This is a genomic window from Actinoplanes sp. SE50/110 (assembly GCF_900119315.1).
Classification (GTDB): domain Bacteria; phylum Actinomycetota; class Actinomycetes; order Mycobacteriales; family Micromonosporaceae; genus Actinoplanes.
The window spans coordinates 2,140,054-2,163,164 of record NZ_LT827010.1 but is presented as its reverse complement, the minus strand read 5'-3'; the positions used below and the strand labels follow the sequence as shown (position 1 = coordinate 2,163,164).

Below are 23,111 nucleotides of genomic sequence, written 5' to 3'. Positions count from 1 at the left end.
GCGGGGAGTGGCGGCTCGGCCGCTACCTGAGGCCCTCCGAGGCCCGGGCCTCGGTCGGCGCCAGCGCGCTGGTCAAGGTCCGGGCCGTGTCGATCAGCGGGACGTGACTGAAGGCCTGAGGGAAGTTGCCGACCAGGCGGCCGGTGGTGGTGTCGTACTCCTCGGCGAGCAGACCCACGTCGTTGCGCAGGGCCAGCAGGCGGGCGAACGTCTCCCGGGCCTCGTCGTGGCGACCCATCAGCGCGTAGTTGTCGGCCAGCCAGAACGTGCAGGCCAGGAACGCGCCCTCGCCCGGGGGAAGGCCGTCGACGTCGGCGTCCGGATGTTGGGTGTACCGCTGGACGAAACCGTCGACCAGCAGGTGTTGCTCGATGGCGGCGACCGTGCCGGCGACGCGTTCGTCATCCCCGGGGAGGAAGCCGACCAGGGGGACCATCAGCATCGCGGCGTCGAGCTCATCGGAGCCGTAGTACTGGGTGAAGGTCTTGCGGACCGGGTCGTAACCCTTGTCCAGGATGTCCTGACGGATCTCGTCGCGCAGGCGGCGCCAGCGGTCGGCGGGGCCGTCCAGGCCGAACTCCTCGACGGCCTTGACGGCGCGGTCGGCGGCGACCCAGGCCATCAGTTTGGAGTGGGTGAACTGGCGGGGGCCGCCGCGGACCTCCCAGATGCCCTCGTCCGGGTCCTGCCAGTGCTCCTCGACGAACTCCATCAGTTTGACCTGCAGGCCCCAGGACGGGTCGTCGGCTTTGAGGCCGGCCCGGCGGCCCTGATGCAGGGCGTCCATCACCTCGCCGTACACGTCCAACTGGAACTGCTCGGCGGCGGCGTTGCCGATCCGGACCGGGTTGCCGTCGTAGCCGGTGAGCCAGTCGGCCAGATACTCGTCGAGGCGGCGTTCGCCGGCGACGCCGTACATGATCTGCAGCTCGGCGGGGTTGCCGGCGATCGCGCGCAGCAGCCATTTGCGCCAGGCGATCGCCTCACTCTGGAAACCGGAGAAGAGCAGCGACTGCAGGGTGATGGTGGCGTCGCGGAGCCAGCAGAAGCGGTAGTCCCAGTTGCGGACGCCGCCGAGTTTCTCCGGGAGGCTGGTGGTGGCGGCCGCGACAATGCCGCCGGTGGGTGCGTAGGTGAGGGCTTTCAGAGTGAGCAGCGATCGGACGACGGCGTCCCGCCACTCCCCCTCGTACGTGCAGGCGGACACCCAGCCGCGCCAGTAACCCTCGGTCACGCCGAGCTCGTGGGCCGGGTCCAGCGGGGCGGGCGAGGGCAGATGCGACGGGCGCCAGGTCAGGGTGAAGGCGGCGCGTTCCCCCGCCCGTACCCGGAAATCGGCTTTGGTGGTCAGATTCTCGCCCCGGGTCGGCACGTCGGTGCGCAACCAGGCCGCGTCCGGACCGGCGACCGCGACGAGCGCCCCACCCTCGCGGTAGACCCATGGCACGACGTGTCCATAGTCGAAGCGCAGCCGCAGCTCCATGCCGAAGTCCACCTGCCCGCGGACGCCCTCGACGATCCGGATGACGGACGGCGAGTCGGTGCGCGGCGGCATGAAGTCGATCAACCGGGCGACGCCGCCGGCCGTCTCGAACTCCGTCTCCAACACCAGCGTGTCGTCCCGGTAGCGGCGGCGGGTGGTGACCACCTCGCCGGACGGTGCGATGGTCCAGTGGCCGTTCTCCGCCTCGCCGAGCAGCGCCGCGAAGATCGCGCCGGAGTCGAAGCGGGGCACGCAGAGCCAGTCGATCGATCCGTTGCGACCGACCAGGGCCGCGGTCTGGGTGTCGGCGATGATCGCGTAGTCCTCGATCGGCAGGGCCATGCCGAGCCTGTACCCCGACGCGAAACGCGAAAACAAACCGCCGCCGGGGGCAGTGCCCCCGGCGGCGGCGCATCCGATCAGGCTGGTCAGACCCGATCGGCGGCGATCAGAAGGTAGTGGAAACTGCCTTCTGAGTACGCCGTGAGGAAAGCCTGTTCGATCCCGGTCGCCACCTCGGACCGGGCGCGCAGCTCCCAGTACGGGATGGTGGCCGCGGTCAGGTCGGTGACGGCGATCGGCACGAGATCGTGGGCGGCGAGCGCCTTGAAGTAGTCGCTGCGCGGGTGGATGTCACAGGTGTAGTGCTCGTTGATCCTGTTGACCGCCTTGGAGCGCCGGCCGGTCACGTCGTTGGCGCAACCGGTGATGCACACGTAGCGGCCGCCGAAGCCGAGCATCCGGGCGAACTCCGCGTACAGGTCGAACAGGTCGACGTACATCGTCGTCTCGTTCGTCCAGATCGCCTGCCGTGACCCGGTCGCGAATCCGGAGTCCAGCATGTTGCGGAAGTGGAAGCGCACCCTGTCGGCGACGCCGCGCTGAGCGGCCTGCTCGTTGGCGAAACCCACCTGGTATTCCGAGATGGACACCCCGTCGACCCGGCAGCCGAACCGCGCGTTGGCCATGATGCTGGTGCCGCCGCGGCCGGACCCGCCGTCGAGCAGCGCGTCGCCCGGCCGGATCGGGCCGAGGTGGTCGAGCAGCAGGTCGGCCTGGGCGTTCTCCAGCCGGTGCAGCTCGGCGATGATCCGCTGCTCGCGGGTGTCGGCCGGGCCGTCCAGCACGCTGAGGTCGGGCTCGCCGACGCCGTAGTGGTGGTGGTACAGCCCGTCGACCTCGCCGAGGCGCAGGTTGACCGGGTCGGCCCGGTTGGTGTTCCAGTAGCTGGCGACCGAGCGCTCGAAGTCGGTCCGCAGTGGCGAAGCAACAGCACTTGTCATGATGAATCCTGTTCAGTTGGATGAGTGGTAGCGGCCGCTCGTGGCGTGCCACTCGCGACTTCCGCCCAGCCAGGCCCAGGTGTCCGCGAGAAACCGGCGCAGCTGCGGCGAGCCGGACGCGCTCAACGACGCGGCCGAGGTCACGAAGGTGTGCATCAACTCGTTGTGGATCTCCACGGTGCGCCGGACCGCGGCCCGCGGCGTGAGCCGCTCCCCGGACACCAGCACGGTCGGCAGGTTGTGATCGGTCTCGGACTCGTTCCTGCCCGAGTAGAGGTCGTTGACCAGCACGGCGGCGTTGCCTGCGGTGGTGAACGCCGCGCGGACCCGCGGATCGAAGAACTCGGCCGGCGACAGCTCGTACCCGGCCAGCACGTCGACCAGGATCATCGGCGGCAGATAGCTGTTCAGGTGCCGCTGCACCAGATACTCCCAGACCGGCGGGGTGCGCCGGTTGGCGTGCCAGTCGGCCTCCTGCGACCAGGCGACGAACAGGATCGCCATCTGGTGCTGGAACCGGGCCAGTTGGGTGACCGAGGCGTACTCGGCCAGGTGTTCCATCGCGGTGCGGAACGCCACCGAGATCGGCTGCAGGCGGTGATGCTTCTCGAAGTCGGCCTGATAGCGCGGGGTCAGCGAGGCCGGGTCGACCACCGAGTAGAGGTTGGCCAGCCGCGAGCCGACCACCATCGGATCCGCGCCCAGGGACACCTCGTCGACGTAGTAGTCGTCCGCCGCCCACTCGGCGACCAGACACTTCGTCGCGGCGAGCAGCCGGTCGGGATCGCTGGTGGCCGGGTGGGCGAGCATCATGAAGCGGCCGAAGTTCGCCCCGCGCAGCTTGTCCAGCCGGCCGGGGTAGATGCCGGCCTTCTCGGCCCACTGGACCACGGCGTCGTTGACCCGCTCCCCCAGCGCCCGGTCGTCGCGCAGCGGCGCCGGGCAGAAGAGCTCCGGCTCGTCCCGGTCCACCCGACCGAAGAGACGGGCCGCGGAGGTGCCCAGGCCGGTGGGCCCCGAGGCGATCACTGTGCTCACCATGTCAGTGGGACAGCTCGACGTGGTCCAGGATGCCCAGCGCGTCCGGCACCAGCACCGCGGCCGAGTAGTACGCGCTCACCAGGTACGACATGATCGCCTGCTCGCTGATCCCCATGAACCGCACGGACAGGCTCGGCTCGTACTCGTCCGGGATCCCGGTCTGGTGCAGCCCGACCACACCCTGGTCGCTCTCCCCGGTGCGCATCGCCAGGATCGAGGTGGTGTGCGTCTCGGTCACCGGGATCTTGCCGCACGGCAGGATCGGGACCCCGCGCCAGGACAGGAAGGTGCCGCCGTCCTGTTCCAGCATCGGTGGATAGATGCCCCGCTTGGTGCACTCCCGGCCGAACGCGGCGACCGCCTGCGGGTGGGCCACGAACATCCTGGTGCCGCGCCGCATGCTGAGCAGCTCGTCGAGGTCGTCCGGGGTGGGCGGGCCGCCCCGGGTGTGGATGCGCTGCCGCAGGTCGGCGTTGTGCAGCAGGCCGAACTCGCGGTTGTTGATCATTTCGTATTCCTGACGCTCGCGCAGCGCCTCGACGGTCAGCCGGAGCTGCTGCTCCACCTGGTTCATCGGCTCGTTGTAGAGGTCGGCGACCCGGGTGTGCACGCGCAGCACGGTCTGCGCGACGCTCAGCTCGTATTCGCGCGGCGTCAGCTCGTAGTCGACGTACGTGCCGTCCAGCTTCGGTTCGCCGGTGTGCCCGGCGGCCACCGAGATCTCCGCCTCGCCGTGCTTGTTCTGCGGCCGGCGGTTCTTGGCCCGGAACTGCTCGACGTGCGTGCGCAGGTGGTCACTCTGGCCGAGCAGCGCGGTGAACGCCGAGCGCGGCATGGCCAGCAGGGTCACCGCGGTCATCGCCTTGGCGGTGTAGTCCCAGATCCGCTCCTCGTCGGTGAGCGACTTCTCGCCGAACGCCTCCCCGTCGGCGAGCACCCCCAGGTTGACCGGGTCGCCGTAGTTGCCGACGCCGACCTTGTTCACCTTGCCGTGCGCGATCACGTACACGTGGTCGGCGACCGAGCCGAACTCGACGATCACCTGACCGGGCTGGTACTCCTGCTGCACGAACTTGTCGGCCATGGCGGCCAGCACGTCCGCGTCGTCGAACTCGCTGAGCACCGAGAGTTCCCGCAGCTCGGCCGGGACGACCCGGACCTGCGCACCGACGTTGGTGAAGCTCAGCCGGCCGTCGCCGATCCGATAAGTCATCCGCCGGTTCACCCGATACGCCCCACCGGCGACCTGAACCCAGGGAAGCTTACGGAGCAGCCATCGCGAAGTGATCTCCTGCATCTGCGGCGCGGTCTTGGTGGTGGTCGTGAGGTTGCGGGCCGCCGCCGTGCTCAGGCTCTGCCGCTGCTCTTCGTGCTCTTCCTCGCGGATCTCGGACTGCGTGGGAGTCGCCACCGCTCGTACCCCGTTCGTCGGTTCTGATGCGTCGCACTTAAGGCCCGTTCTATCGCATTGCAGGGGCCTTTGTCGGGTTTCACGGAATATGCACACATGCTCTGAGCAGCGTTAATAGCCTCAGCAGCACCATCCACGACAGGAAGGAAAAGCCGGTGCTTCGTCTGTTCACCGCCGCCTCGCTGGCGGCGGGCGTCCTGGTCGCCCCGGGCGCGGCCTGGGCCGCCGACACCACCACGTCACTGACCAGCGCCGAGATGTACGCGGCGCTCAAGAGCGTGGCCGGCACCACCGCACCCGCCGAGATCAACGGTTACGGCGGCGACTTCAGCGTCACGGCCAGCCTGAGCGGTGCGACCCAGACCGGCTCGGCCCTGTTCGCCGCCGACCCGGCGACCGGCCTCGGCTACTACACCACCACCGGCACGGCGGTCGGCGGGACCGGCGGCGGATACGGCGCCGCCGGCAAGGGCGACTACCACTACCTGGACGACCCCACCACGCGGGCCGCCGCCAAGATGGCCGGCTACGCGTCGGCGAAATACGTCTTCGCGGCCGACAGCAAGCTCACCCTCGACTCCTGGGCCGGCGAGAACCTGCCCGCCCCGTCGAGCATGGTGGTGTCCGACCCGCGGCACGCCGGTACCAAGGTGGCCCACGACGACGGGACCACCGACTACAGCTACGTCGACGACGACAAGATGACCTGGACCTTCACCGTCAACACGGCCGGTGCGGTGACCGCCGGCAAGATGAGCGGGAGCGGCCTGGAGGACACCTTCCGGTACAACTACGGACCGCAGACCATCACGCTGCCCGCCGGCGACCAGGTGATCGCCCAGGCCACCCTGATGAAGGCGATGGCCTACCTGACCATGGCCGCCGACGTGAAGCGGGTGGCGACCACGGCGGCCAAGACCACCGAGAAGAAGGCGGCCGGCAAGACCGTCACGGTGTCGGCGGTGCGCAAGTACGCGGCCAGTGAGGCCTCGGCGTACAACCGCAATGCCGAATTCAAGGTCATCGCCGTCACCAACATCAAGGGTGGCGCGCACGTCAGCGCGAAGAACCCGTTCACCAAGGTCTCCGTGAGCTACACGATCAAGGCCGCCGGCAAGCACGCCGTCGTCACCAAGGGCTGAACGGCGACGGCAGCCGCGCGGTGGCGTCCCGGCCCGTACCGGGTGCCACAACGCGGCTGCCGTTCTTCGGCAAACCCTCAGGACACCTCACCGTTGCCCGATGGTCAGGCCATGAGCGACGCCGTCCACGACGAATCCCGGCTCGCCGCGCTCCGCACCTACCAGGTGCTGGACCGGCCCCGGCCCGCGGTGCTCGACGACCTGACCCGGCTGGCCGCCACCATGTTCGACACCCCGATGGCGGCCGTCTCCCTGGTCGACCGGGACCGCCAGTGGTTCGCCGGCAACGTCGGCCTGGCCGACGCCGAGACCCCGCTCGACGTGTCGTTCTGCGCCCGGCTCGTGCCGACCCGCAAACCGCTGATCGTCCCCGACGCCACCCGCGACCCGCACTTCCGGGCCTACCGCAACGTGACCGGGGACCCGCACATCCGGTTCTACGCCGGCGCACCCGTCATCGACGGCGAAGGCCACGTGCTCGGCGCGATGTGCGTCATCGACGACGAGGCCCGGGAGATCGGCGACCGGCAGATCGACGCGCTCACCTCGTTCGCCGGGCAGGCCGCCACCCACCTCACCGCGATCCGCGGCCGGCTGCGCCTCGCCGAACTCGGCGACGAACTGGCCCGCGCCGCCCAGCGCGAGGAGGACCTGGTCGCCACCATCACGCACGAGCTGCGCACCCCGGTCACCAGCATCCAGGGATACCTGGAACTGCTCGCCGAGAACGACGACCTGGAACCGTACCGCCGCCTGATCGAACCGATCCACCGCAACGGGCGCCGCCTGGTGACGATGGTCGACCACATCCTGGCCGGCACCCGGCCGCACGACGCCCCGCTGCCCGCCCCGGTCGGCCCGATCGACCTGAACACCGCCGTCGCCGCGGCCCTCACCGCCTGCCGCGCCCTGACCGGCCTGCGCACCACCCCGGTCACCATCCACCCGGCGTCACCCGCCCCGATCCTGGCCGACCTGGCCCGGCTCGCCGGCGCCATCGAACAGCTGCTGCGCAACGCGCTGCTGTTCACCCCGGCCGACCGGCCGATCACCGTGCGCGTCACCGGCGGCGGCCGGCCGGCCGTCGAGGTGCGGGACAGCGGCGTGGGCATTCCGCAGGACGAGCTGCCGTACGTCTTCGACCGCTTCTACCGCGGTCAGCACGCCCGCGACCAGGCGGTGCCCGGCGTCGGCCTGGGCCTCACCATCGCCCGTGCCACCATCCTGGCCCACCTCGGCACCCTCGAGGTGACCAGCGACCCGCACGGCACCACGGCCCGCATCACCTTCCCCGCCCTGGACTGAACCCCTGCCCGGACTGACCCGCCCGCAGGGCCCCGCCGCGGACCGCGCCCCGATACGGTGGGTGGATGGAGCGGCCGATGTCCCCCGACGACGTCGTCGCGGTGATCATGCAGCGGCTCGCCGACCAGCACCGGGTGGTGCCCGCCTATGTGATCCGGGACGCCGTCGAGGCCGCCCTGCGCCGCCGCTTCCCGGACGGCCCGCTCGCCGAGATCCGGATCCCGCCCGACCTGGCGGCCGACCTGGTCGCCGGCTTCGGCAGCGGCGCGGCCACCGCCGAGGACGACTCCGCCACCATGCCCGCGGTCCTCAGCGGCGACGAGACCGGCCGGCTGCTGGCCGCACTCGGCCTGGCCGTACACGTCGCCGCGTTCAACCTGGACCGCGACCGCCTGCACGTCGCCCAGATCCTCAACGGCGCGGCGGCCGCCCTGGTCGCCCTGGGCGCGGCCTCCCGGGCCGCCCACGCCGACGGCACCTCGGCGGTGCTGCTCTCCCCGGCCACCCTGCGCACCGTGCGCACCGTGATGGTCGCCGTGCTGCAGGGCATCCGCGGCCGCAGCTGGCAGGCCGAACACCTCGACCCGGTCACCACCACGGCCATGTTCACCGACGTGCTGACCATGCTCGGCGCCGTCCCCTGAACCGGGCCGGCCCTTGCCGCTGACGAACATGTTCGCTACGATCACGTTATGAGTCCACGACGCGTACCGGTCAGCCGCCGGGATCGGCCGGCCAAACCGCCGCTGAGCCGGGCGGGCGCGGTCGCCGTGGGCCTGCGGATCATGCGCGAGGAGGGTCTCGAGCGGCTCACCATGCGCCGACTCGCGGCCGAGCTCGACACCGGCCCGGCGTCCCTCTACGTCTACGTGCAGAACACGGCCGAGCTGCACGGCGCGATCCTCGACGAACTGCTCGCCGACCTACCGGTTCCGGCCGCCGGCGACGGCTGGCGCGGCGAGCTGATCGAGCTGCTGTGCGGATACACGCGGACCCTGTTCGCCCATCCGAGCCTGGCGCGCTCGGTGCTGACGCTACGCCCGTCCGGGCCGCACTACCTGCGCCTGGTCGACGCGATCCTGGGCCTGCTGCTCGCCGGCGGCGTGCCGTCCACGCAGGCCGCCTGGGGCGTCGACCTCCTGCTGCAGCTCGGCACGGCCACCGCCGCCGAGCAGGGCACCCGCGACGAGACCGCCGGCGCCGACGACGAGACCGCGCTGTTCACGATGGCCGTGCGGGAGGCCCCGGCCGGCGAGTTCCCGCACCTCGCCCAGACCCGCGACCACCTCTTCACCGGCACCGGCGTGGAGCGCCTGAAGTGGGCATTCTCCGCCCTGATCACCGGCATCGAGACGGTTGCCACGACCGATCCCACCCACCCTGCATGAAACGGCCCGCCCTCGGCGGCGGCCCCGCACACCCTTTACGAACATGTTCGTCACGAATGAGTTCGTCATGATCAGGAGGAACGCCATGACCACCCCCGTCACCATCGTCGGCGCCGGACTCGGCGGGCTGACGCTCGCCCGTGTGCTGCACCTGCACGGCATCGCCGCCACCATCTACGAGCTCGACGCCTCCCCACAGGCCCGGACCCAGGGCGGCATGCTCGACATCCACGACTACAACGGCCAGGTGGCGCTCCGGTCCGCCGGCCTGTTCGACGAGTTCCAGAAGATCATCCACTCGGGCGGGGCGGCGACCCGGATCCTGGACAGGCACGGCGTCGTGCACTCCGACGAGTCCGACGCGGGCGACGGCAGCCGCCCCGAGGTGGACCGCGGGCAGCTGCGGCAGGTGCTGCTGGACTCGCTGCCGGAGGGGACGATCAGGTGGGGCAGCAAGGTCACCGCGGTCACCGGCATCGGCGGTGGGCGGCACGAGCTGACCTTCGCCGACGGTGCGACGGTCCGCACGGACCTGCTGGTCGGGGCCGACGGCGCGTGGTCACGGGTGCGACCGCTGCTGTCCGGCGCGCAACCCTCGTACACCGGAATGTCCTTCGTTGAACTCGATCTCCTCGATGCGGATGTGCGGCACCCCGGGCCGGCCCGAACCGTCGGCGACGGGATGCTGTTCGCGCTCGGGCCCGGCCAGGGTTTCCTGGCGCACCGGGAGACCGACGGCAGCCTGCACGTCTACGTCGCGCTGCGGAAACCCGCGGAGTGGATTGACGGCATCGACTGGGCCGACACCGCGCGGGCCAAGGCGCTGCTGACCGGCGAGTTCCCCGGCTGGGCGCCGGAGTTGCACGCGCTGATCACCGAGGCGGACGGCCCGCTGGTGCCACGCACGATCCATGCGCTGCCGACCGGGCACCGGTGGCAGCGGGTGCCCGGCGTGACCCTGCTCGGCGACGCCGCGCACGTCATGTCCCCGTTCGCCGGCGAGGGCGCGAACCTCGCCATGCTGGACGGCGCGTCGCTCGGCGAGGCGATCGCGGCCCACCCCGGAGACCTCGACAAGGCGCTGGCATCGTACGAGGGTGAGCTCTTCCCGCGCAGTGCCGCAGCCGCCGCGGAGACCGCCCGCAACCTGGTCCTCTGCTTCGACGACAACGCGCCGCAGAGCCTGCTGGACCGGTTCGCCGCCGACCACGACGCCCGGTGACCGCGGGCCGTCACGGCCGCAGCTGTACCATATGGGTGTTTTAGGATATCTCGCGCTCAATTATCGGCCGGGTGTGCCGAACAGCGGGACATGGTGGTCCAGCGGCGGGTCCAGGATCCGGAGCGCGTGGCCGCGGTACGCGCGACCGGGCTGCTGGACGGCGCGGAGTCCGCCGGGCTGCGGCGGCTGACCCGGCTGGCATCCCGGCTGCTGGGTGCGCCGACTGCGCTGGTGTCGCTGGTGCTCGACGATCGGCAGGTGTTCGCCACCCAGCTCGGGTTGCCGCGGCCGTGGGCGGAACAGGGCGGGACGCCGCTGACCCATTCGTTCTGCCGGCACGTGGTGGACGGCGACGAGCCGCTGGTGGTGGCGGATGCTCGGGAGCATCCGCTGGTGCGGGACAACCTGGCGATCGAGGAGATCGGGGTGGTCGCGTACGCCGGGATGCCGATCCGGGTGGACGGGCAGACGCTGGGGGCGTTCTGCGCGATCGACCAGGTGCCGCGGATCTGGTCGGAGAGCGAGCTGGCGATCCTGGAGGATCTGGCGGCCGCGGTGTCGTCGGAGATCGAGCTGGCGCGGGCGGTGCAGCTGGCCGAGGAGACGTCCGCGGTGGTGCGGCGGATCCTGGACGTGTCGCAGGACGCCTACGTGTCGATCGACGCGAACGGTCTGGTCCAGGAGTGGAACCCGGCGGCGGAGCGGCTGTTCGGCTGGGTGCGCGACGAGGCGGTGGGCGCCGACCTGAGCAAGCTCATCGTGCCGGAGGCGCACCGGGAGGCGCATCGGCACGGACTGGACCGGGTGCGCGAGAGCGGGCGGTCGCGACTGGCCGGGCAGCGGCTGGAGCTGCCGGCGGTGGACCGGGAGGGACGGACGTTCCCGGTGGAGTTCACCCTGCAGACGACGAGCATGTCCGGTGGGCGGCCGGTGTTCCACGCGTTCCTGCACGACATCAGCGACCGGCGGGCGGCCGAGGAGCAGTTGCGTCGGCAGGCCGAGCTGATCGACGCGGCGCCGGCGGCGATCATCGTGCGGGATCCGGACGGGACGATCCGGTTCTGGAACCGGGGCGCGGAGCAGATGTACGGGTGGCCGGCGGCCGCCGCGGTGGGGCGCAACATTCACCGGCTGCTGTCCACCGTGTTCCCGAAGCAGGTGGCGGAGGTGGATCAGGCGCTGGAGGAGGTGGGCTTCTGGGAGGGCGAGCTGGTGCACCGGCGCGCCGACGGGCGGACCGTGGTGGTGCTGAGCCGGCACGTGTCGCGGCCGGCCGCGGGCGGCGGCGGCCGGGAGATCATCGAGACGAGCACCGACATCACCGAGCGGCGGCGGGCCGAGCAGGCGCGCGAGGAGAGCGAGCGGCGGTTCCGGGTGCAGTTCCACCAGTCGACGATCGGGCAGGTGATCGTCGGGCTGGACGGGAACATCCTGCACGTCAACGACGCCTACGCGCGGATGGTGGGCCGGTCCGCGGCCGAGCTGACCGGGTACGGCGTGATCCAGCTGACGCACCCGGACGACCGCGACGGCGACACCGAGGCGCTGGCCGGGCTGTTCGCCGGGGAGGGCGACTCGTACGAGCGGATCAAACGGCTGGTGCACGCCGACGGGCACAGCATCGACGTGCAGACCGGGGTACGCCTGATCCGGGACGCCGACGGGCGGCCGCTGCACCTGATCGGGATCGTGCAGGACATCACCGAGCAGGTCCGGGCCGAACGGGAACGGGACGCGGCGCAGGTCGTGCTGGCCGAGCGCAACGACCAGTTGCAGCGCGCCAACCAGCTGAAACTGGACCTTATGGGGATGCTCTCGCACGACATCGGAACCCCGCTGACCGCGATCCTGGGCTATGGCGAGGTGCTCAGCGAGGCGGAGCTGCCGCCGCAGCTGTCGAATCTGACCGCCCGGATCATCACCGGCGCGCACCGGATCGACGAGCTGCGCCACAACGTGCTGGCGATGTGCAAGCTCGACGCCGGGGAGCTGACCACGGTCCGGCAACCCGTGCCGCTGGCCGCCGCGCTGCGCGACGCGGCGGACGGGGCCGACGCCGCGGTCCCGATCGACTGCCCGGCCGATCTGTGCGTGCTGGCCAATCCGGCGCACCTGCGGCAGATCGTGGTCAACTTCCTGACCAACGCCCGCAAGTACGGCGGCGGGGCCACCCGGGTGACGGTGACCGTGGCCGGCGGCGAGGTGGTGGTCGGTGTGCACGACGCCGGCGCCGGCGTGCCGGAGCAGTTGCGGGCACACCTGTTCGAGCGGTACACGCAGGCCGCCGAGAACGCCGCCGAGGGGCACGGCCTGGGCCTGCACATCGTGGCGAGCCTGGCCGAGGCGAACGGCGGCCGGGTGTCGTACGAGCCGGGTGATCCGGCCGGCAGCGTCTTCCGGCTGCACCTGGAAATGGGGTGACGGCCGGCGCCGGATGTGCGAGGGTCCGGCCTCATGGAACCGATCAGCGAGGCCGGGATCCGGGCCTCGTTCGTCAACTGCAGCAAGGGTGAGGCAGGCCGGATCAAGCTGCCGCCCGACTTCCGCGACACCCCCTGGGGCGATCTCGACTTCTACGGCTTCGTCGACCCGTCCGCGCCGCAGCGCGCGGTGATCGTGGTGCCCGGGGGTGATGCCGGCCCGATCGGCATCCTGTTACGCAAGGCGGAGAGCGGCCGGGCCGGCGCCGGCCGCTCCAGCATGTGCCAGGTCTGCCTGACCGATCACGCGGCCGGCGGGGTCAGCCTGTTCACCGCACCCCTGGCGGGGGCGGCCGGCCGCAACGGCAATTCGGTCGGTGAGTACCTCTGCTCCGATCTGGCCTGCTCGCTCTATCTGCGGGGCAAGCGCCAACCGAAGCTGCGCCTGGTCCGCTTCGAGGAGACGCTGACCGTGGCGGAGAAGATCGACCGTGCGCTGCTCAAGTTGATCGCGTTCACCGCGCGGGTGTCGCGCGCCTGAGCCGTTCGAAACCGTCGAGCAGCAGGTCGAGGGCGAACTCGAAGTGGACCTTCCCGCTCGCCGAGGCGGCCGCGGCGATGCGCCACCCGGAGGTGGAGCACGCCCGCGCCAAGGTCGTGCTCACCGTTTAGGGTCGGGTGATGACCGCGGTACGGGATCGTTTCAGGGAATTGCACGAGGCCGGCACGTTCGTCATGCCGAACCCGTGGGACGCCGGGTCGGCGCGGCTGCTGGCCAACCTCGGGTTCGCGGCGCTGGCCACCACCTCGTCCGGATTCGCCGCCACCCTCGGCAAGCTGGATCAGCAGGTCACCCGGGACGAGCTGGTCGCGCACGTGGCGGCGTTGACCGCGGCGGTCCCGCTCCCGCTGAACGTGGACGCCGAACGGTGTTTCGCCGACGACGCCGCCGGCATCGCGGAGACGGTGGACCTGCTGGCCGCGGCCGGGGCGGCCGGCCTGTCGATCGAGGACTACGACCCGGCGGCCGGCCGGGTCGAAACGCTGGAGACCGGCGCCGAGCGGGTGGCCGCGGCGGCGCGGGCCTGCCGCCGGCACGGGATCGTGCTCACCGCCCGCGCGGAGAACCTGCTCTACGGCATCGACGATCTCGACGACACGATCGCCCGGCTGCGGGCCTACCGGGAGGCCGGGGCGGACGTCGTCTACGCCCCCGGCCTGCGAACGGCGGCGGACATCACCCGCGTGGTGACCGACGTGCCGGCACCGGTGAACGTGCTGGCGCTGGCCGGCGCGCCGAGCGTGCCGGAGCTGACCGAGCTCGGGGTCCGCCGCGTATCGACAGGCGGCGCGCTGGCCTGGGCCGCCTACGGCGCCCTCCGCGACGCGGCCCGCGAGCTGCTCACCTCCGGAACCACGGCCTTCCGCGACCGCGCCCTGCTCGAGGCTGAGCGGGAGGCCGCATTCCAGGACTGAGCGGTGCGGTGACTCGGGCGGTCCCGCTCGCCCCCCGGCCCGGACGAGGCGGATTCCGGCAATGCCGACGCGGGTGGCCGCGGGATCAGGACGGCGCCGCGCGTCAGAGTTCCGGGTAGGGGCCGGCGGCCGGCAGCGACAGGGCGATCGTGGTGCCCTGGCCCGGGCTGCTCACGATGGTGACCTCACCCTCGTGTCCCTCGGTGATCGCCTTGACGATGCTCAGCCCGAGGCCGAGTCCCTGGACCTCGGCCCGTTCCGCGTCCGCCGACCGCCGGAACGGTGCCAGCACCCGGGCCTGGTCGGCCGGGCTGATGCCGATTCCGGTGTCCTGGACCAGCAGCATCGACCGCCCGTCCCGGCTGGCCGCGGTGACCGTGATGGTTCCGGTGGCGGTGAACTTGATCGCGTTCAGGATGAGGCGTTCCAGGGCCTGGCCCATCCGCCGCGGGTCCACGTCGGCGAAGACCGGGGCGGCCGCGTCCGCGACGATGCTGAGGCCCTTGGCCTCGGCCAGCGGTCGGTTCGCCGCGGCCGAGGTGCGGGCCAGCACGGCCAGGTCGGCCGGCACCCGGTGGAACTCCCGGCTCTCCGCGTTCACCTGTGCGGCCAGCAGCATGTCGTCGACCAGGGCGAGCAGCCGGTCGGAGTTGCGCTGGACGCGCTGCAGGAAGCCGTCCCGGTTGGCCGTGGGCAGCTCCGGGTCGCCGAGCATCTCGAGGTAGCCGTGGATCGAGGTGAGCGGGGTGCGGAACTCGTGGTTGACCCGGGCGATGAACTCGTCCTTGATCTGCTCGGCGGTCTGCACCCGCTGGTGCAGGGCGTGCACGTCCCGGGCGTATTTGCGCAGCTCCAGCTGGGTGACCACGTGCCGGGCCAGGACCCGCAGGCCGTGCCGCTGGGCGTCGGTGAGCCGGCCGGGCTCGGGGTCGGCGACGCAGAGCGTGCCGAGCGGTTTGCCGAGCGGGCTGATCAGCGGCGCGCCGGCGTAGAACCGGATGTGCGGCGCGCCGGTCACCGTCGGGCAGGCGGCGAAGCGGGGGTCCCGGCGGGCGTCGCAGACCTGCAGAACGTCCTCGTCGTACATGGCGTGCGAGCAGATGGAGCCGGCCCGCGGGCCCTCGCACAGATCGGTGCCGTACCGGGCCTTGAACCACTGCCGGTCGGCGTCGATCAGGCTGATCAGGGCGATCGGTTTGTCGCAGAGCTGGGCGGCCAGCATCACGATGTCGTCGAAGTCGTGCTCGGCCTCGGTGTCCAGCACCTCGTAGGCTTGCAGGGCGGCGAGGCGGTCCCGCTCGATGTCGCCGACGTACTGCGTGGCCGCCATGAGACTCCCCCTCGAGACACACTTCCCTTACCGCTATCAGTCGGTCGGCCGGCCCGGCTGATGAGTCCTACCTCGGGTGCAGGGCGGTCGCGCCGGGCTGCTGCGCCCGCGGCGACTGCGTCTGCTGCCACTGGTTCTCCAGGGTGCGGGCGTACGCGGAGCGCCCGGCCGGCAGCGTGAACGTCATCCGGGTGCCGCTGCCGTACGGGTTGGGAATCGCCTCGATGGTGCCGCCGTGCCGCTCCACGATCCGTTTGCAGACGGCCAGCTCCAGTCCGGAGCCGCCGGTGCCCTCGCCGCGGTGGAAGTTGGTGAAGACCGCCTGGCTCAGCCCGGCCGGGATGCCGCGGCCGTTGTCCAGGATGTCGATGCGCAGCATGCCGTTCGGCGCGGGCTGGGCGGAGACGCCGATCTGCGGCGGGACGCCGGGCATCGCCGTCTCCAGGGCATGGTCGATCAGATTCTCCAGCAGTTGCCGGGTGAGCACCGGGTCGGCCTCGACCGCGTCCAGCGGGCCGAAGGCGAACTGCGGTGGCGTGGTGCCGTTGCTCTCCGCCTGGTCGTACCGGCTGTTGGCGATGTCGGTGAGCAGCAACTGCAGGTTGATCGTGGTGGGCATCAGCTTGCCGTCGCGGGCGGCGGTGTAGGCGAGCAGCCCGTTGAGGAAGGTGCGCATCCGGGCCGCGGCCCGCTGGATCCGGCTGACCCGCTCGGCCGGCTTGTATCCGGCGAGTTCCGCCTCCAGCACCTCGGCCCAGCCCTCGATCGTGGTCAGCGGGTTGAGCAGGTCGTGCGCGACCACTCCGGCGAACGACATCAGCTCGTCGCGGTGCCGACGGTCCGCGGTGACGTCGTGGAAGACCACCACCACGTGCTGCGGGCCGCCGGAGCCGGCCAGCCGGGCCACATTGAACCGGACGATCCGGCCCTCCGGGACGGCGGCGTTGCGGATCAGCACGTCCATCGGCTGCACGTCCTCGCCGGCCAGCGCCCGCTGGTAGGGCAGCTCGGCGTCGGCCAGCGGGGCGCCGTCCGGGTGGAAGAAGCCGTAGTCGCTGCCCAGCGCCGAGCCCGCGGTGACCTGGCTGGTGCTGCCCAGCAGGCGGCCGGCGGCCGGGTTGCGCAGCACCAGGTGGCCGGTCTGGTCGAGGATGGCCAGGCCCTCGGTCATCGAGTTGACGATCGTGGTCATCAGGCCGGCCTTCTCGGTGGCCTCGTGCTCGCTGGCGCGCAGCCGTTCGATCAGCGCGGTCCGCTCGTCCCGGCTGAACGCCAGGGCCAGCCCGACCAGGGCCAGCACGGCGATGTAGAGCTGGACGATCAGGCCGGGCACGCCCGGGTCGGTGGTCCGCATCAGCGCGTACGGGCCGTGGCCGTGCAGGGTGAACACCGCGGCCGTGGTGCCGAAGAGCATGACGTGCCCGATCACCAGCACGGTGGGCAGCCGCAGCGCCACCCAGACGGTGATGGCCATCAGCGCGAAGCCAATCGGCAGGGTCTCGTTGACCGAGAAGACGTAGAAGTAGGCGCCCGCCGAGAGCGCGCAGACGATCACCGTCTCCGGCCAGGCGTCCCGGTCGAGCCGCAGGTCGGCCAGCCGGCGCGCGGCCGCGCCGAAGAGCAGCACGCTGACCACGTCGCGGACCAGCCACATCGCGATCGAGGTGGGCGCGTAGTCGTGGGTGAGGAACTGCTCGCCGAGGCCGCCGATCGCCGCACCGGCGAGGCCGGCGAACACCGCCATGATCAGCACCCGCAGCAGATCGCGCAGCGTGGTCATGGGCCGGGCGCCGCCGCGCTCGGCGACCGGCGCCCAGAGCCCGGGCAGCCAGCGGGCCGCGGCGCCCGCGAAGATCAGCGCCTCGATCATCGCGGACAGGCCGTGCACCAGCGCCACCCGCAGGTCGGCGCCGGCGGCGGCCAGCGCCAGCGTGGTGAGCCCGAACAGCACGCCGGCGTCGGCCCACCGCCGCACCGGGTCGGTGCGGCTGATCAGCCAGACCGCGGCGACCGCGGTGGCCGGCCAGACCACCGGCAGAGCCCCCGGCATGCCGAGCACGCTGAGCTGGCCGGCACCGACCGCCACCAGGTAGAGCAGCGCGAAGCGGACGGTGCTGGGCAGCATGCGGAGGTTCATCGGGGTCGCCTCGGGTCGGGGTGGGTGCACTAACCACCCGTTCGGCACGGACGGCGAATCGCTGAACATCGGGGACGGGAGCACCCGATCACCTGATCGGCGCCGGGTCCGACGAGCTACGAGGTGGTCGGCTCCAGCAGCGGCGGACGGGCGCCGGAAGGACCGCGCCGATCCGGCGGGCCGGCCGGCGGCTGCCGAAGGAGCCTCAATGACGCCGGCCCCGCTCCGATAGGGGAAGGGTGAGCCGGTGGCGTGATCGACCGTGGTTCCGGGCCACCGCGCTCAGTGCGCTGGTGGCCCTGGCCGGCTGCGCCGGGTCGCTGGGCGTCGGCACGGTGCTGCGCCGCAACGAGAAGGCCACCACCGACGTGCAGATGGACCGGCGCACGGCGGCTGCGGTCGCCGCGGTCCAGGCCGAGACCCGGCGGTACGTCGACACGCTGCGCACCACCGCGGCCTCGGTCGGGGCCCAGCAGACCCTGCAAGCCGACGAGTACGCCGCGATCACCGCCCCGTTGCACTCGATGAAACTGGCCGGGGCCACCTCGATCGCCCTGGTCGTGCCGGCCGCCGCCGACCAGGTGGCCCGAGTCCAGCAGACCTGGCGCGACCGCGGCGCCACCGGCCTGACCCTGCACCCCGGCCCGAGCGCCGACCACGACTTCTCGGTTCTGGTCGCCGAGCTGGACGGGCGCAGCGGCACGACCGGCATCGACCTGATGCGGGCCGCCGCGCCGGCCGCCGCCCTCGCCGAGTCCCGGCGCACCCGGCAGATCGCCGTCTCCGACACCTACCAGCTGCTGGTCGACCAGAGCCTGCCACCGGAGCGGCGGCAGAACTCGTTCGTCCTGGCCGCACCCGTCTACCGCGGAATCCAGCAGGACTTCCTCGGCTGGCTCCTGCTCGGCGTGCGCGGCCAGGACTTCATGGGCGCCACCCTGAACGCGGCCGGGCCGGGCCTGGCCGACCTGCGGCTCACCGCGAACCGCGCCGACGGCCAGCCGGTCACCGTCGCCGCCATGCGGCACGGTGCCGGCGACGACCTGCGGCGGGTGGTGGACATCCCGGTCGCCGACTCGACCTGGACGTTGCACGTCACCGGGTCGCGCCGCGGCCTCCCCGGTGCCGGCAACGCCCTGCCGGCCGCGGTGACCGGCGCCGGCCTGCTGCTCAGCCTGCTGCTCACGGTGCTGATCTGGGTGCTGGTCACCGGCCGGGAACGCGCCCGGCTGACGGTCCGGTCGAAGACCGCCGAGCTGGTCACCGAACAGGCCGAGGTGAACCGGCAGGCCGGGCTGCTGCGGGCGGTGCTGGACGGGATCAGCGACGGGGTCGGCGTGGTCGGCCCGGACGGCGCGTTCCTGCTGCACAACCCGGCGGCCCGGGAGATCCTGGGACGCGACGAGGAGGACACCGACGGCGCCGGCAGCTGGCAGGAGCACTTCGGGCTGTTCCGGCCGGACGGGACCACCCCCTTCCCGACCGATGACATGCCGCTGGTCCAGGCCCTCGCCGGGGAACGCGTCGATCAGGTCGAGATGGTCGTCCGCAACGCCGCGCACCCGGACGGGCGGATGATCAGCGTGTCCGCGCGGCCGGTGGAGACGGGCGAGGGGCAGCGGGGCGCGGTCGCGGTGTTCCACGACATCACCGAACGCAAACGGGTGGAGACCGAACTGCGCGGCTTCGCCGGAGTGGTCGCGCACGACCTGAAGGCCCCGCTCACCATCGTCACCGCCTACGCCGACCTGGTCTCCGACGCCCTCGACGACCTGGCCGCGGGCGCCGGCGTGCCGACCCTGGAGCAGGCCCGCCACGGCACCGCCAAGGTGCTGCACGGCGCGGGCCGGATGCAGCGGCTGATCACCGAGCTGCTGGACTACACCGCGGCCCGCGACGCCACCCTGCGCGTCGAACGTCTCAGCCTGCGCGCCCTGGTCGACGACGTGGTGACCACCCGTACCGACGCCCCCGACCAGGAGGCGGACGCCCGGCCGGACGTGTTCGTCGGCCCGCTGCCCGACGTCGAGGCGGACCCGGTGCTGCTGCGCCAGGTGGTCGACAACCTGGTCGGCAACGCCATCAAGTACACCCCGCCGGGCCGGGCGGCGCGCATCGACATCACCGCGCGCACCGGCGCGGACGGCGAGGTCCGGGTGCGCATCGCCGACCGGGGCATCGGCATCCCGGACGGCGAGCACGCCGCCGTCTTCGGCACCTTCCACCGGGCCAGCAACGGGGCCGCCCATCCGGGCACCGGTCTCGGCCTGGCCATCTGCCGCCGGATCGTGGAGCGCCACGGCGGCCACATCGAAGCCGCCCCGAATCCCGGCGGTGGCACCGTCTTCACCTTCACCCTGCCCGCCACACCGCCGGGCGAGCCGTCCCGGACGACCCCGGCCCGTGCATCAATCCCGACCGGATAGCTCTTGCCTGTTCACGTGCACATGTCCTAGATCACCTTGTTCGCCCATAGGATTTCTGCGAGCATCACCGCCATGAATCGCCGCAGCCTCCTCCAGCTCGCCCTCGGCACGGGCGCCGCCTCCGTCCTGGCCGCCTGCGCCGGGCCCGGCGGATCGTCGTCCTCCTCGTCGCACCCCTCCGGCGGCGAGCTCTCCTTCGCCCACTGGCGGGCCGAGGACAAGGACGTGTTCGAGAAGATCATCAAAGATGCCGGTCTGGCGGTCCGGCAGGACATCTCCCCGTCGAACGACTACCAGAGCACCGCGCTGCAGAAGATCCGCGGTGGCAGCGTCGGCGACGCGTTCACCGCTTTCCGGGGTGCGCAGTTCCTCGACATCGCCAAGGCCGGCATCTGGTCCGACCTGACCGGCAAGCCGCTGGTGCAGAAGTTCGCGCCCACCCTGATCACCGCCGGCGCGCGGGACGGCAAGCAGCTCGGCCTGCCGTACCAGCTGGTCTTCAACACCCCGCTGGCCAACACCGACCTGCTCGCCAAGGCCGGGGTGAACGCCGCGCCGAAGGACTGGGACGGGTTCCTGGCGCTGCTCGAAGCGCTCAAGGGCAAGGGCGTCACGCCGATCGCCTGGCCGGGTGGCGACGCGGCGAACGCCGGTCAACTGCTCAACGTGATGGTGGTCAACAACGCGCCGACCGACGATGCGCTCGGCAGGATCGAGACCGGCGAGGCGAAGGTCACCGACGACTGGTTCCTCACCGTGCTCAAGCAGTACCAGCAGCTCAAGCCGTACTTCCAGCAGGGCGCGACGGGCACCGGCGCGGACGCGGCGCTGGCACTGTTCGCGCAGGGTAGGGCGGGTCTGCTGGCTACCGGGTCGTTCCAGGTGGGCGGGGTCCGCAAGCTCGGCGGCACGTTCCCGATCGACCTGCTCGCGCCGATCACCACCACCGCGGACAAGGCGAGGTACGAGGGCGTCTTCAACGCGACGTTCATCCTCGGCGTGAACACCGGGTCGGCCCGGCAGGACGCCGCGCTGGCCTGGCTCACCCATCTGTCCGACCCGGCGGTCGCCGGCGTGTACGCCAACGGCACCTCGCAGCACGTCACCGTGCAGGGCGTCGAGTACACCAACCCGGACCTCAAGGCGCTCGCGCCGTGGCTGACCAGGAAGACCACGCTCGCCCCGCGCTTCCAGTTCACCAACCTGGACGTGCGCGGCGCCGTCGAGAACGCCGCGATCCAGGTGGTCGGCGGCAAGAGCCCGGAGGAGGCCGCCGAGGCGGCCCAGAAGATCGTCGATCAGAAGAAGAAGTAGATGACCGTACGCAAGATCGGGCTGCTGCTCTTCGCCCTGCCCGCCCTTGTCCTGTACGGCGGCTTCTTCCTGCTGCCCGCCGTGCAGGGCCTGCGGTATGCGACCACCGACTGGGACGGGTTCAGCCCCTCGTTCCGGTCGGTGGGCGCGGCGAACCTCACCGCCGTGGTCGACCACGACGACCTGTTCCGCAACGCGCTCACCAACAACCTCAAGTTCCTGCTGGTCGTGGTGCTCGGGCAGACCGCCCTGGCGCTGCTGCTCGCGGTGCTGCTGGCCGCCCGCAGCCGCGGCTCGACCTGGTTGCGGGCGCTGTTCTTCCTGCCCACCGTGCTGTCGTCGGTGTCGGTGGCGTTCATCTGGAAGTTCGTCTACGACCCGAACTTCGGGCTGGTGAACACCCTGCTGAGCGCGGTGGGACTGGATCGTTTCCGATCGGCGTTCCTGGGCGACGAGGGCACCGCGATCCTCTGGGTGGCGGTCGCGCAGATCTGGTTCCACGCCGGGCAGATGATGGTCATCTACATCGCCGGACTCCATCAGATCCCCGAGGAGCTGTACGACGCGGCGCGCACCGACGGGGCCGGCCGCTGGCAAGTCTTCCGGCACGTCACCTGGCCGATGGTCGGCCCGGCCACGGCGCTGGTCATCGCGTACACCACCATTCAGTCCTTCAAGGCCTTCGACCTGATCCTCGGTCTGGCCGGCAATCCGCCGCGGTCCGGGCTGGATGTGCTGAGCACCCGGATCTACAGCACGTTCGCGAATTCGCAGCTCGGATACGCCGCCGCCGAATCGATCGTTTTCATGGCCGCGATCGCGCTGGTCACCATCCTGCAGAATCGGGCCGCGAAATGGGTGCACGGGTGACACGACGCCTGATCCTCACCACGTACGCGCTGCTGATCGTGGTGCCTCTGCTGGTGATCGCCGGCGGCAGCCTGAAGACCAGCCGGGAACTGTTCGACTCGCCGTTCGGCCTGCCCGCGCATCCCACCCTGGCCAACTATGCCAAGGTGCTGGCCGACGGCGATCTGCTCGGCGTGCTCGGCAACAGTGTGCTGGTGGCCGCTGTCTCGGTGCCGCTGACCCTGTTCCTCGGCAGCCTCGTCGCGTACGCGGTGGCCCGGCTGCCACGCTGGCCGTCCCGCGTGTTGTTCGGCATTTTCGCGATCGGTCTCGCCGTGCCGGCGCAGGCGGTGATGATTCCGCAATACGTGCAGTTCGACCGGCTCGGCCTGCGGAACAGCCTGATCGGGCTGATGCTGGTCAACATCGTGGTGACCCTGCCGGTGGCGGTGTTCATCCTGACCGGTTTCCTGCGCACGCTGCCGGCCGAGTTGTACGAGGCCGCGGAATTGGACGGGGCGGGACTGTGGGCCACCTACCGCCGGATCACCGTGCCGGTCTCGGCGCCCTCGCTGGCCGCCACCGGCATCTTCCTGGTCGTCATGCACTGGAACGATCTGCTGTATCCGCTGCTGTTCATCGACGACCCGGCGAAACGCACCCTGCCGCTGGCGCTGCTGGATTTCCAGGGCGAATACCTGACCGACTATCCGCTGCTGTTCACCGGGGTGATGGTGGCGTCGCTGCCGATGGTGCTGGCCTACGCGTTCCTGCAGCGGCACTTCGTCGCGGGCATCACCGCGGGCGCGGTCAAGGGCTGACCGAACGGCCCGGGCCCCGCGCCGGTCTCCGGCACGTTCGTCGTGGTGGTGTCCCTCCGCATG

Annotated in this window: 19 protein-coding genes; 12 read left to right on the top strand and 7 right to left on the bottom strand. The window is 71.4% G+C overall.

Annotation, left to right across the window (positions count from 1 at the left end; genetic code table 11):
• Positions 1 to 22 precede the first annotated feature (22 nt).
• The 4 genes from ACSP50_RS09710 to ACSP50_RS09695 all read right to left on the bottom strand — a co-directional run bounded on the left by ACSP50_RS09710 (position 23) and on the right by ACSP50_RS09695 (position 5,218).
• Positions 23 to 1,825, bottom strand: a complete 1,803-nt coding sequence (locus ACSP50_RS09710) for a glycoside hydrolase family 15 protein (protein WP_014688994.1) — start codon at positions 1,823 to 1,825, stop codon at positions 23 to 25.
• A gap of 86 nt (positions 1,826 to 1,911) precedes the next feature.
• Positions 1,912 to 2,766 carry a geranyl diphosphate 2-C-methyltransferase gene (locus tag ACSP50_RS09705; protein ID WP_014688993.1) on the bottom strand — a complete coding sequence of 285 codons (855 nt, stop codon included), beginning with the start codon at positions 2,764 to 2,766 and terminating at the stop codon, positions 1,912 to 1,914.
• Between the two features lie 12 nt (positions 2,767 to 2,778).
• Positions 2,779 to 3,807 (bottom strand): family 2 encapsulin nanocompartment cargo protein terpene cyclase, encoded by a 1,029-nt coding sequence (locus tag ACSP50_RS09700; protein WP_014688992.1) that lies wholly within the window; start codon positions 3,805 to 3,807, stop codon positions 2,779 to 2,781.
• A 1-nt stretch (position 3,808) separates the two neighbouring features.
• Positions 3,809 to 5,218: a family 2B encapsulin nanocompartment shell protein gene (locus tag ACSP50_RS09695; RefSeq protein WP_014688991.1), complete on the bottom strand. Its 1,410-nt coding sequence runs from the start codon at positions 5,216 to 5,218 to the stop codon at positions 3,809 to 3,811.
• 155 nt (positions 5,219 to 5,373) lie between these two features.
• Between ACSP50_RS09695 and ACSP50_RS09690 the strand changes: the two genes are divergently transcribed.
• The 7 genes from ACSP50_RS09690 (at position 5,374) to ACSP50_RS09660 (ending at position 13,236) form a co-directional block, all read left to right on the top strand.
• On the top strand, positions 5,374 to 6,360 hold the full coding sequence (locus ACSP50_RS09690) for a hypothetical protein (RefSeq protein WP_014688990.1): 987 nt from the start codon (positions 5,374 to 5,376) through the stop codon (positions 6,358 to 6,360).
• Between the two features lie 111 nt (positions 6,361 to 6,471).
• The gene (locus ACSP50_RS09685) at positions 6,472 to 7,665 is read left to right on the top strand and encodes a GAF domain-containing sensor histidine kinase (RefSeq protein ID WP_014688989.1); all 1,194 of its coding nucleotides are present in this window, start codon (positions 6,472 to 6,474) and stop codon (positions 7,663 to 7,665) included.
• A gap of 65 nt (positions 7,666 to 7,730) precedes the next feature.
• The gene (locus ACSP50_RS09680) at positions 7,731 to 8,309 is read left to right on the top strand and encodes a hypothetical protein (protein WP_099343722.1); all 579 of its coding nucleotides are present in this window, start codon (positions 7,731 to 7,733) and stop codon (positions 8,307 to 8,309) included.
• Positions 8,310 to 8,357: 48 nt separating this feature from the next.
• Positions 8,358 to 9,053, top strand: a complete 696-nt coding sequence (locus ACSP50_RS09675; RefSeq protein ID WP_014688987.1) for a TetR/AcrR family transcriptional regulator — start codon at positions 8,358 to 8,360, stop codon at positions 9,051 to 9,053.
• 85 nt (positions 9,054 to 9,138) lie between these two features.
• Entirely contained in the window at positions 9,139 to 10,275 is a 1,137-nt protein-coding gene (locus ACSP50_RS09670) for an NAD(P)/FAD-dependent oxidoreductase (RefSeq protein ID WP_014688986.1), read from the top strand.
• 90 nt (positions 10,276 to 10,365) lie between these two features.
• Positions 10,366 to 12,696: a PAS domain S-box protein gene (locus ACSP50_RS09665; protein ID WP_014688985.1), complete on the top strand. Its 2,331-nt coding sequence runs from the start codon at positions 10,366 to 10,368 to the stop codon at positions 12,694 to 12,696.
• 33 nt (positions 12,697 to 12,729) lie between these two features.
• Positions 12,730 to 13,236: an FBP domain-containing protein gene (locus ACSP50_RS09660; RefSeq protein ID WP_014688984.1), complete on the top strand. Its 507-nt coding sequence runs from the start codon at positions 12,730 to 12,732 to the stop codon at positions 13,234 to 13,236.
• On the opposite strand, the gene ACSP50_RS41685 is transcribed toward ACSP50_RS09660, so the two are convergent.
• A complete protein-coding gene (locus ACSP50_RS41685; RefSeq protein WP_155123463.1) occupies positions 13,211 to 13,360 on the bottom strand; it encodes a hypothetical protein in 150 nt (49 codons plus the stop codon). The two genes, ACSP50_RS09660 and ACSP50_RS41685, sit on opposite strands and share 26 nt — an antisense overlap.
• A 16-nt stretch (positions 13,361 to 13,376) precedes the next feature.
• On the opposite strand from ACSP50_RS41685, the gene ACSP50_RS09655 reads away from it, so the two are divergent.
• Positions 13,377 to 14,171 (top strand): isocitrate lyase/phosphoenolpyruvate mutase family protein, encoded by a 795-nt coding sequence (locus tag ACSP50_RS09655; protein ID WP_014688983.1) that lies wholly within the window; start codon positions 13,377 to 13,379, stop codon positions 14,169 to 14,171.
• Between the two features lie 103 nt (positions 14,172 to 14,274).
• On the opposite strand, the gene ACSP50_RS09650 is transcribed toward ACSP50_RS09655, so the two are convergent.
• A complete protein-coding gene (locus ACSP50_RS09650; RefSeq protein ID WP_014688982.1) occupies positions 14,275 to 15,501 on the bottom strand; it encodes a GAF domain-containing sensor histidine kinase in 1,227 nt (408 codons plus the stop codon).
• Positions 15,502 to 15,568: 67 nt separating this feature from the next.
• Positions 15,569 to 17,638 (bottom strand): ATP-binding protein, encoded by a 2,070-nt coding sequence (locus ACSP50_RS09645; RefSeq protein ID WP_014688981.1) that lies wholly within the window; start codon positions 17,636 to 17,638, stop codon positions 15,569 to 15,571.
• A 239-nt stretch (positions 17,639 to 17,877) separates the two neighbouring features.
• On the opposite strand from ACSP50_RS09645, the gene ACSP50_RS09640 reads away from it, so the two are divergent.
• From ACSP50_RS09640 to ACSP50_RS09625, 4 genes are all read left to right on the top strand, one after another.
• Entirely contained in the window at positions 17,878 to 20,064 is a 2,187-nt protein-coding gene (locus tag ACSP50_RS09640; RefSeq protein ID WP_014688980.1) for an ATP-binding protein, read from the top strand.
• 72 nt (positions 20,065 to 20,136) lie between these two features.
• Complete coding sequence (locus ACSP50_RS09635) at positions 20,137 to 21,378, top strand: ABC transporter substrate-binding protein (protein ID WP_014688979.1); 1,242 nt, start codon at positions 20,137 to 20,139, stop codon at positions 21,376 to 21,378.
• Positions 21,379 to 22,248 carry a carbohydrate ABC transporter permease gene (locus ACSP50_RS09630; RefSeq protein ID WP_014688978.1) on the top strand — a complete coding sequence of 290 codons (870 nt, stop codon included), beginning with the start codon at positions 21,379 to 21,381 and terminating at the stop codon, positions 22,246 to 22,248.
• Positions 22,245 to 23,048, top strand: coding sequence for a carbohydrate ABC transporter permease (locus ACSP50_RS09625; RefSeq protein WP_197688124.1), 804 nt, complete (start codon positions 22,245 to 22,247; stop codon positions 23,046 to 23,048). Before ACSP50_RS09630 ends, ACSP50_RS09625 begins: the two co-directional genes overlap by 4 nt.
• Positions 23,049 to 23,111: the final 63 nt, after the last annotated feature.

What these genes read in the sequence shown, in the direction of transcription:
- ACSP50_RS09645 (WP_014688981.1), bottom strand. Translation starts at nt 17,638, where the DNA reads ATGAACCTCCGCATGCTGCCCAGCACCGTCCGCTTCGCGCTGCTCTAC.
- ACSP50_RS09685 (WP_014688989.1), top strand. Translation starts at nt 6,472, where the DNA reads ATGAGCGACGCCGTCCACGACGAATCCCGGCTCGCCGCGCTCCGCACC.
- ACSP50_RS09675 (WP_014688987.1), top strand. Translation starts at nt 8,358, where the DNA reads ATGAGTCCACGACGCGTACCGGTCAGCCGCCGGGATCGGCCGGCCAAA.
- ACSP50_RS09635 (WP_014688979.1), top strand. Translation starts at nt 20,137, where the DNA reads ATGAATCGCCGCAGCCTCCTCCAGCTCGCCCTCGGCACGGGCGCCGCC.
- ACSP50_RS09670 (WP_014688986.1), top strand. Translation starts at nt 9,139, where the DNA reads ATGACCACCCCCGTCACCATCGTCGGCGCCGGACTCGGCGGGCTGACG.
- ACSP50_RS09630 (WP_014688978.1), top strand. Translation starts at nt 21,379, where the DNA reads ATGACCGTACGCAAGATCGGGCTGCTGCTCTTCGCCCTGCCCGCCCTT.
- ACSP50_RS09700 (WP_014688992.1), bottom strand. Translation starts at nt 3,807, where the DNA reads ATGGTGAGCACAGTGATCGCCTCGGGGCCCACCGGCCTGGGCACCTCC.
- ACSP50_RS09660 (WP_014688984.1), top strand. Translation starts at nt 12,730, where the DNA reads ATGGAACCGATCAGCGAGGCCGGGATCCGGGCCTCGTTCGTCAACTGC.
- ACSP50_RS09665 (WP_014688985.1), top strand. Translation starts at nt 10,366, where the DNA reads ATGGTGGTCCAGCGGCGGGTCCAGGATCCGGAGCGCGTGGCCGCGGTA.
- ACSP50_RS09680 (WP_099343722.1), top strand. Translation starts at nt 7,731, where the DNA reads ATGGAGCGGCCGATGTCCCCCGACGACGTCGTCGCGGTGATCATGCAG.
- ACSP50_RS09650 (WP_014688982.1), bottom strand. Translation starts at nt 15,501, where the DNA reads ATGGCGGCCACGCAGTACGTCGGCGACATCGAGCGGGACCGCCTCGCC.
- ACSP50_RS09705 (WP_014688993.1), bottom strand. Translation starts at nt 2,766, where the DNA reads ATGACAAGTGCTGTTGCTTCGCCACTGCGGACCGACTTCGAGCGCTCG.
- ACSP50_RS09710 (WP_014688994.1), bottom strand. Translation starts at nt 1,825, where the DNA reads ATGGCCCTGCCGATCGAGGACTACGCGATCATCGCCGACACCCAGACC.
- ACSP50_RS09655 (WP_014688983.1), top strand. Translation starts at nt 13,377, where the DNA reads ATGACCGCGGTACGGGATCGTTTCAGGGAATTGCACGAGGCCGGCACG.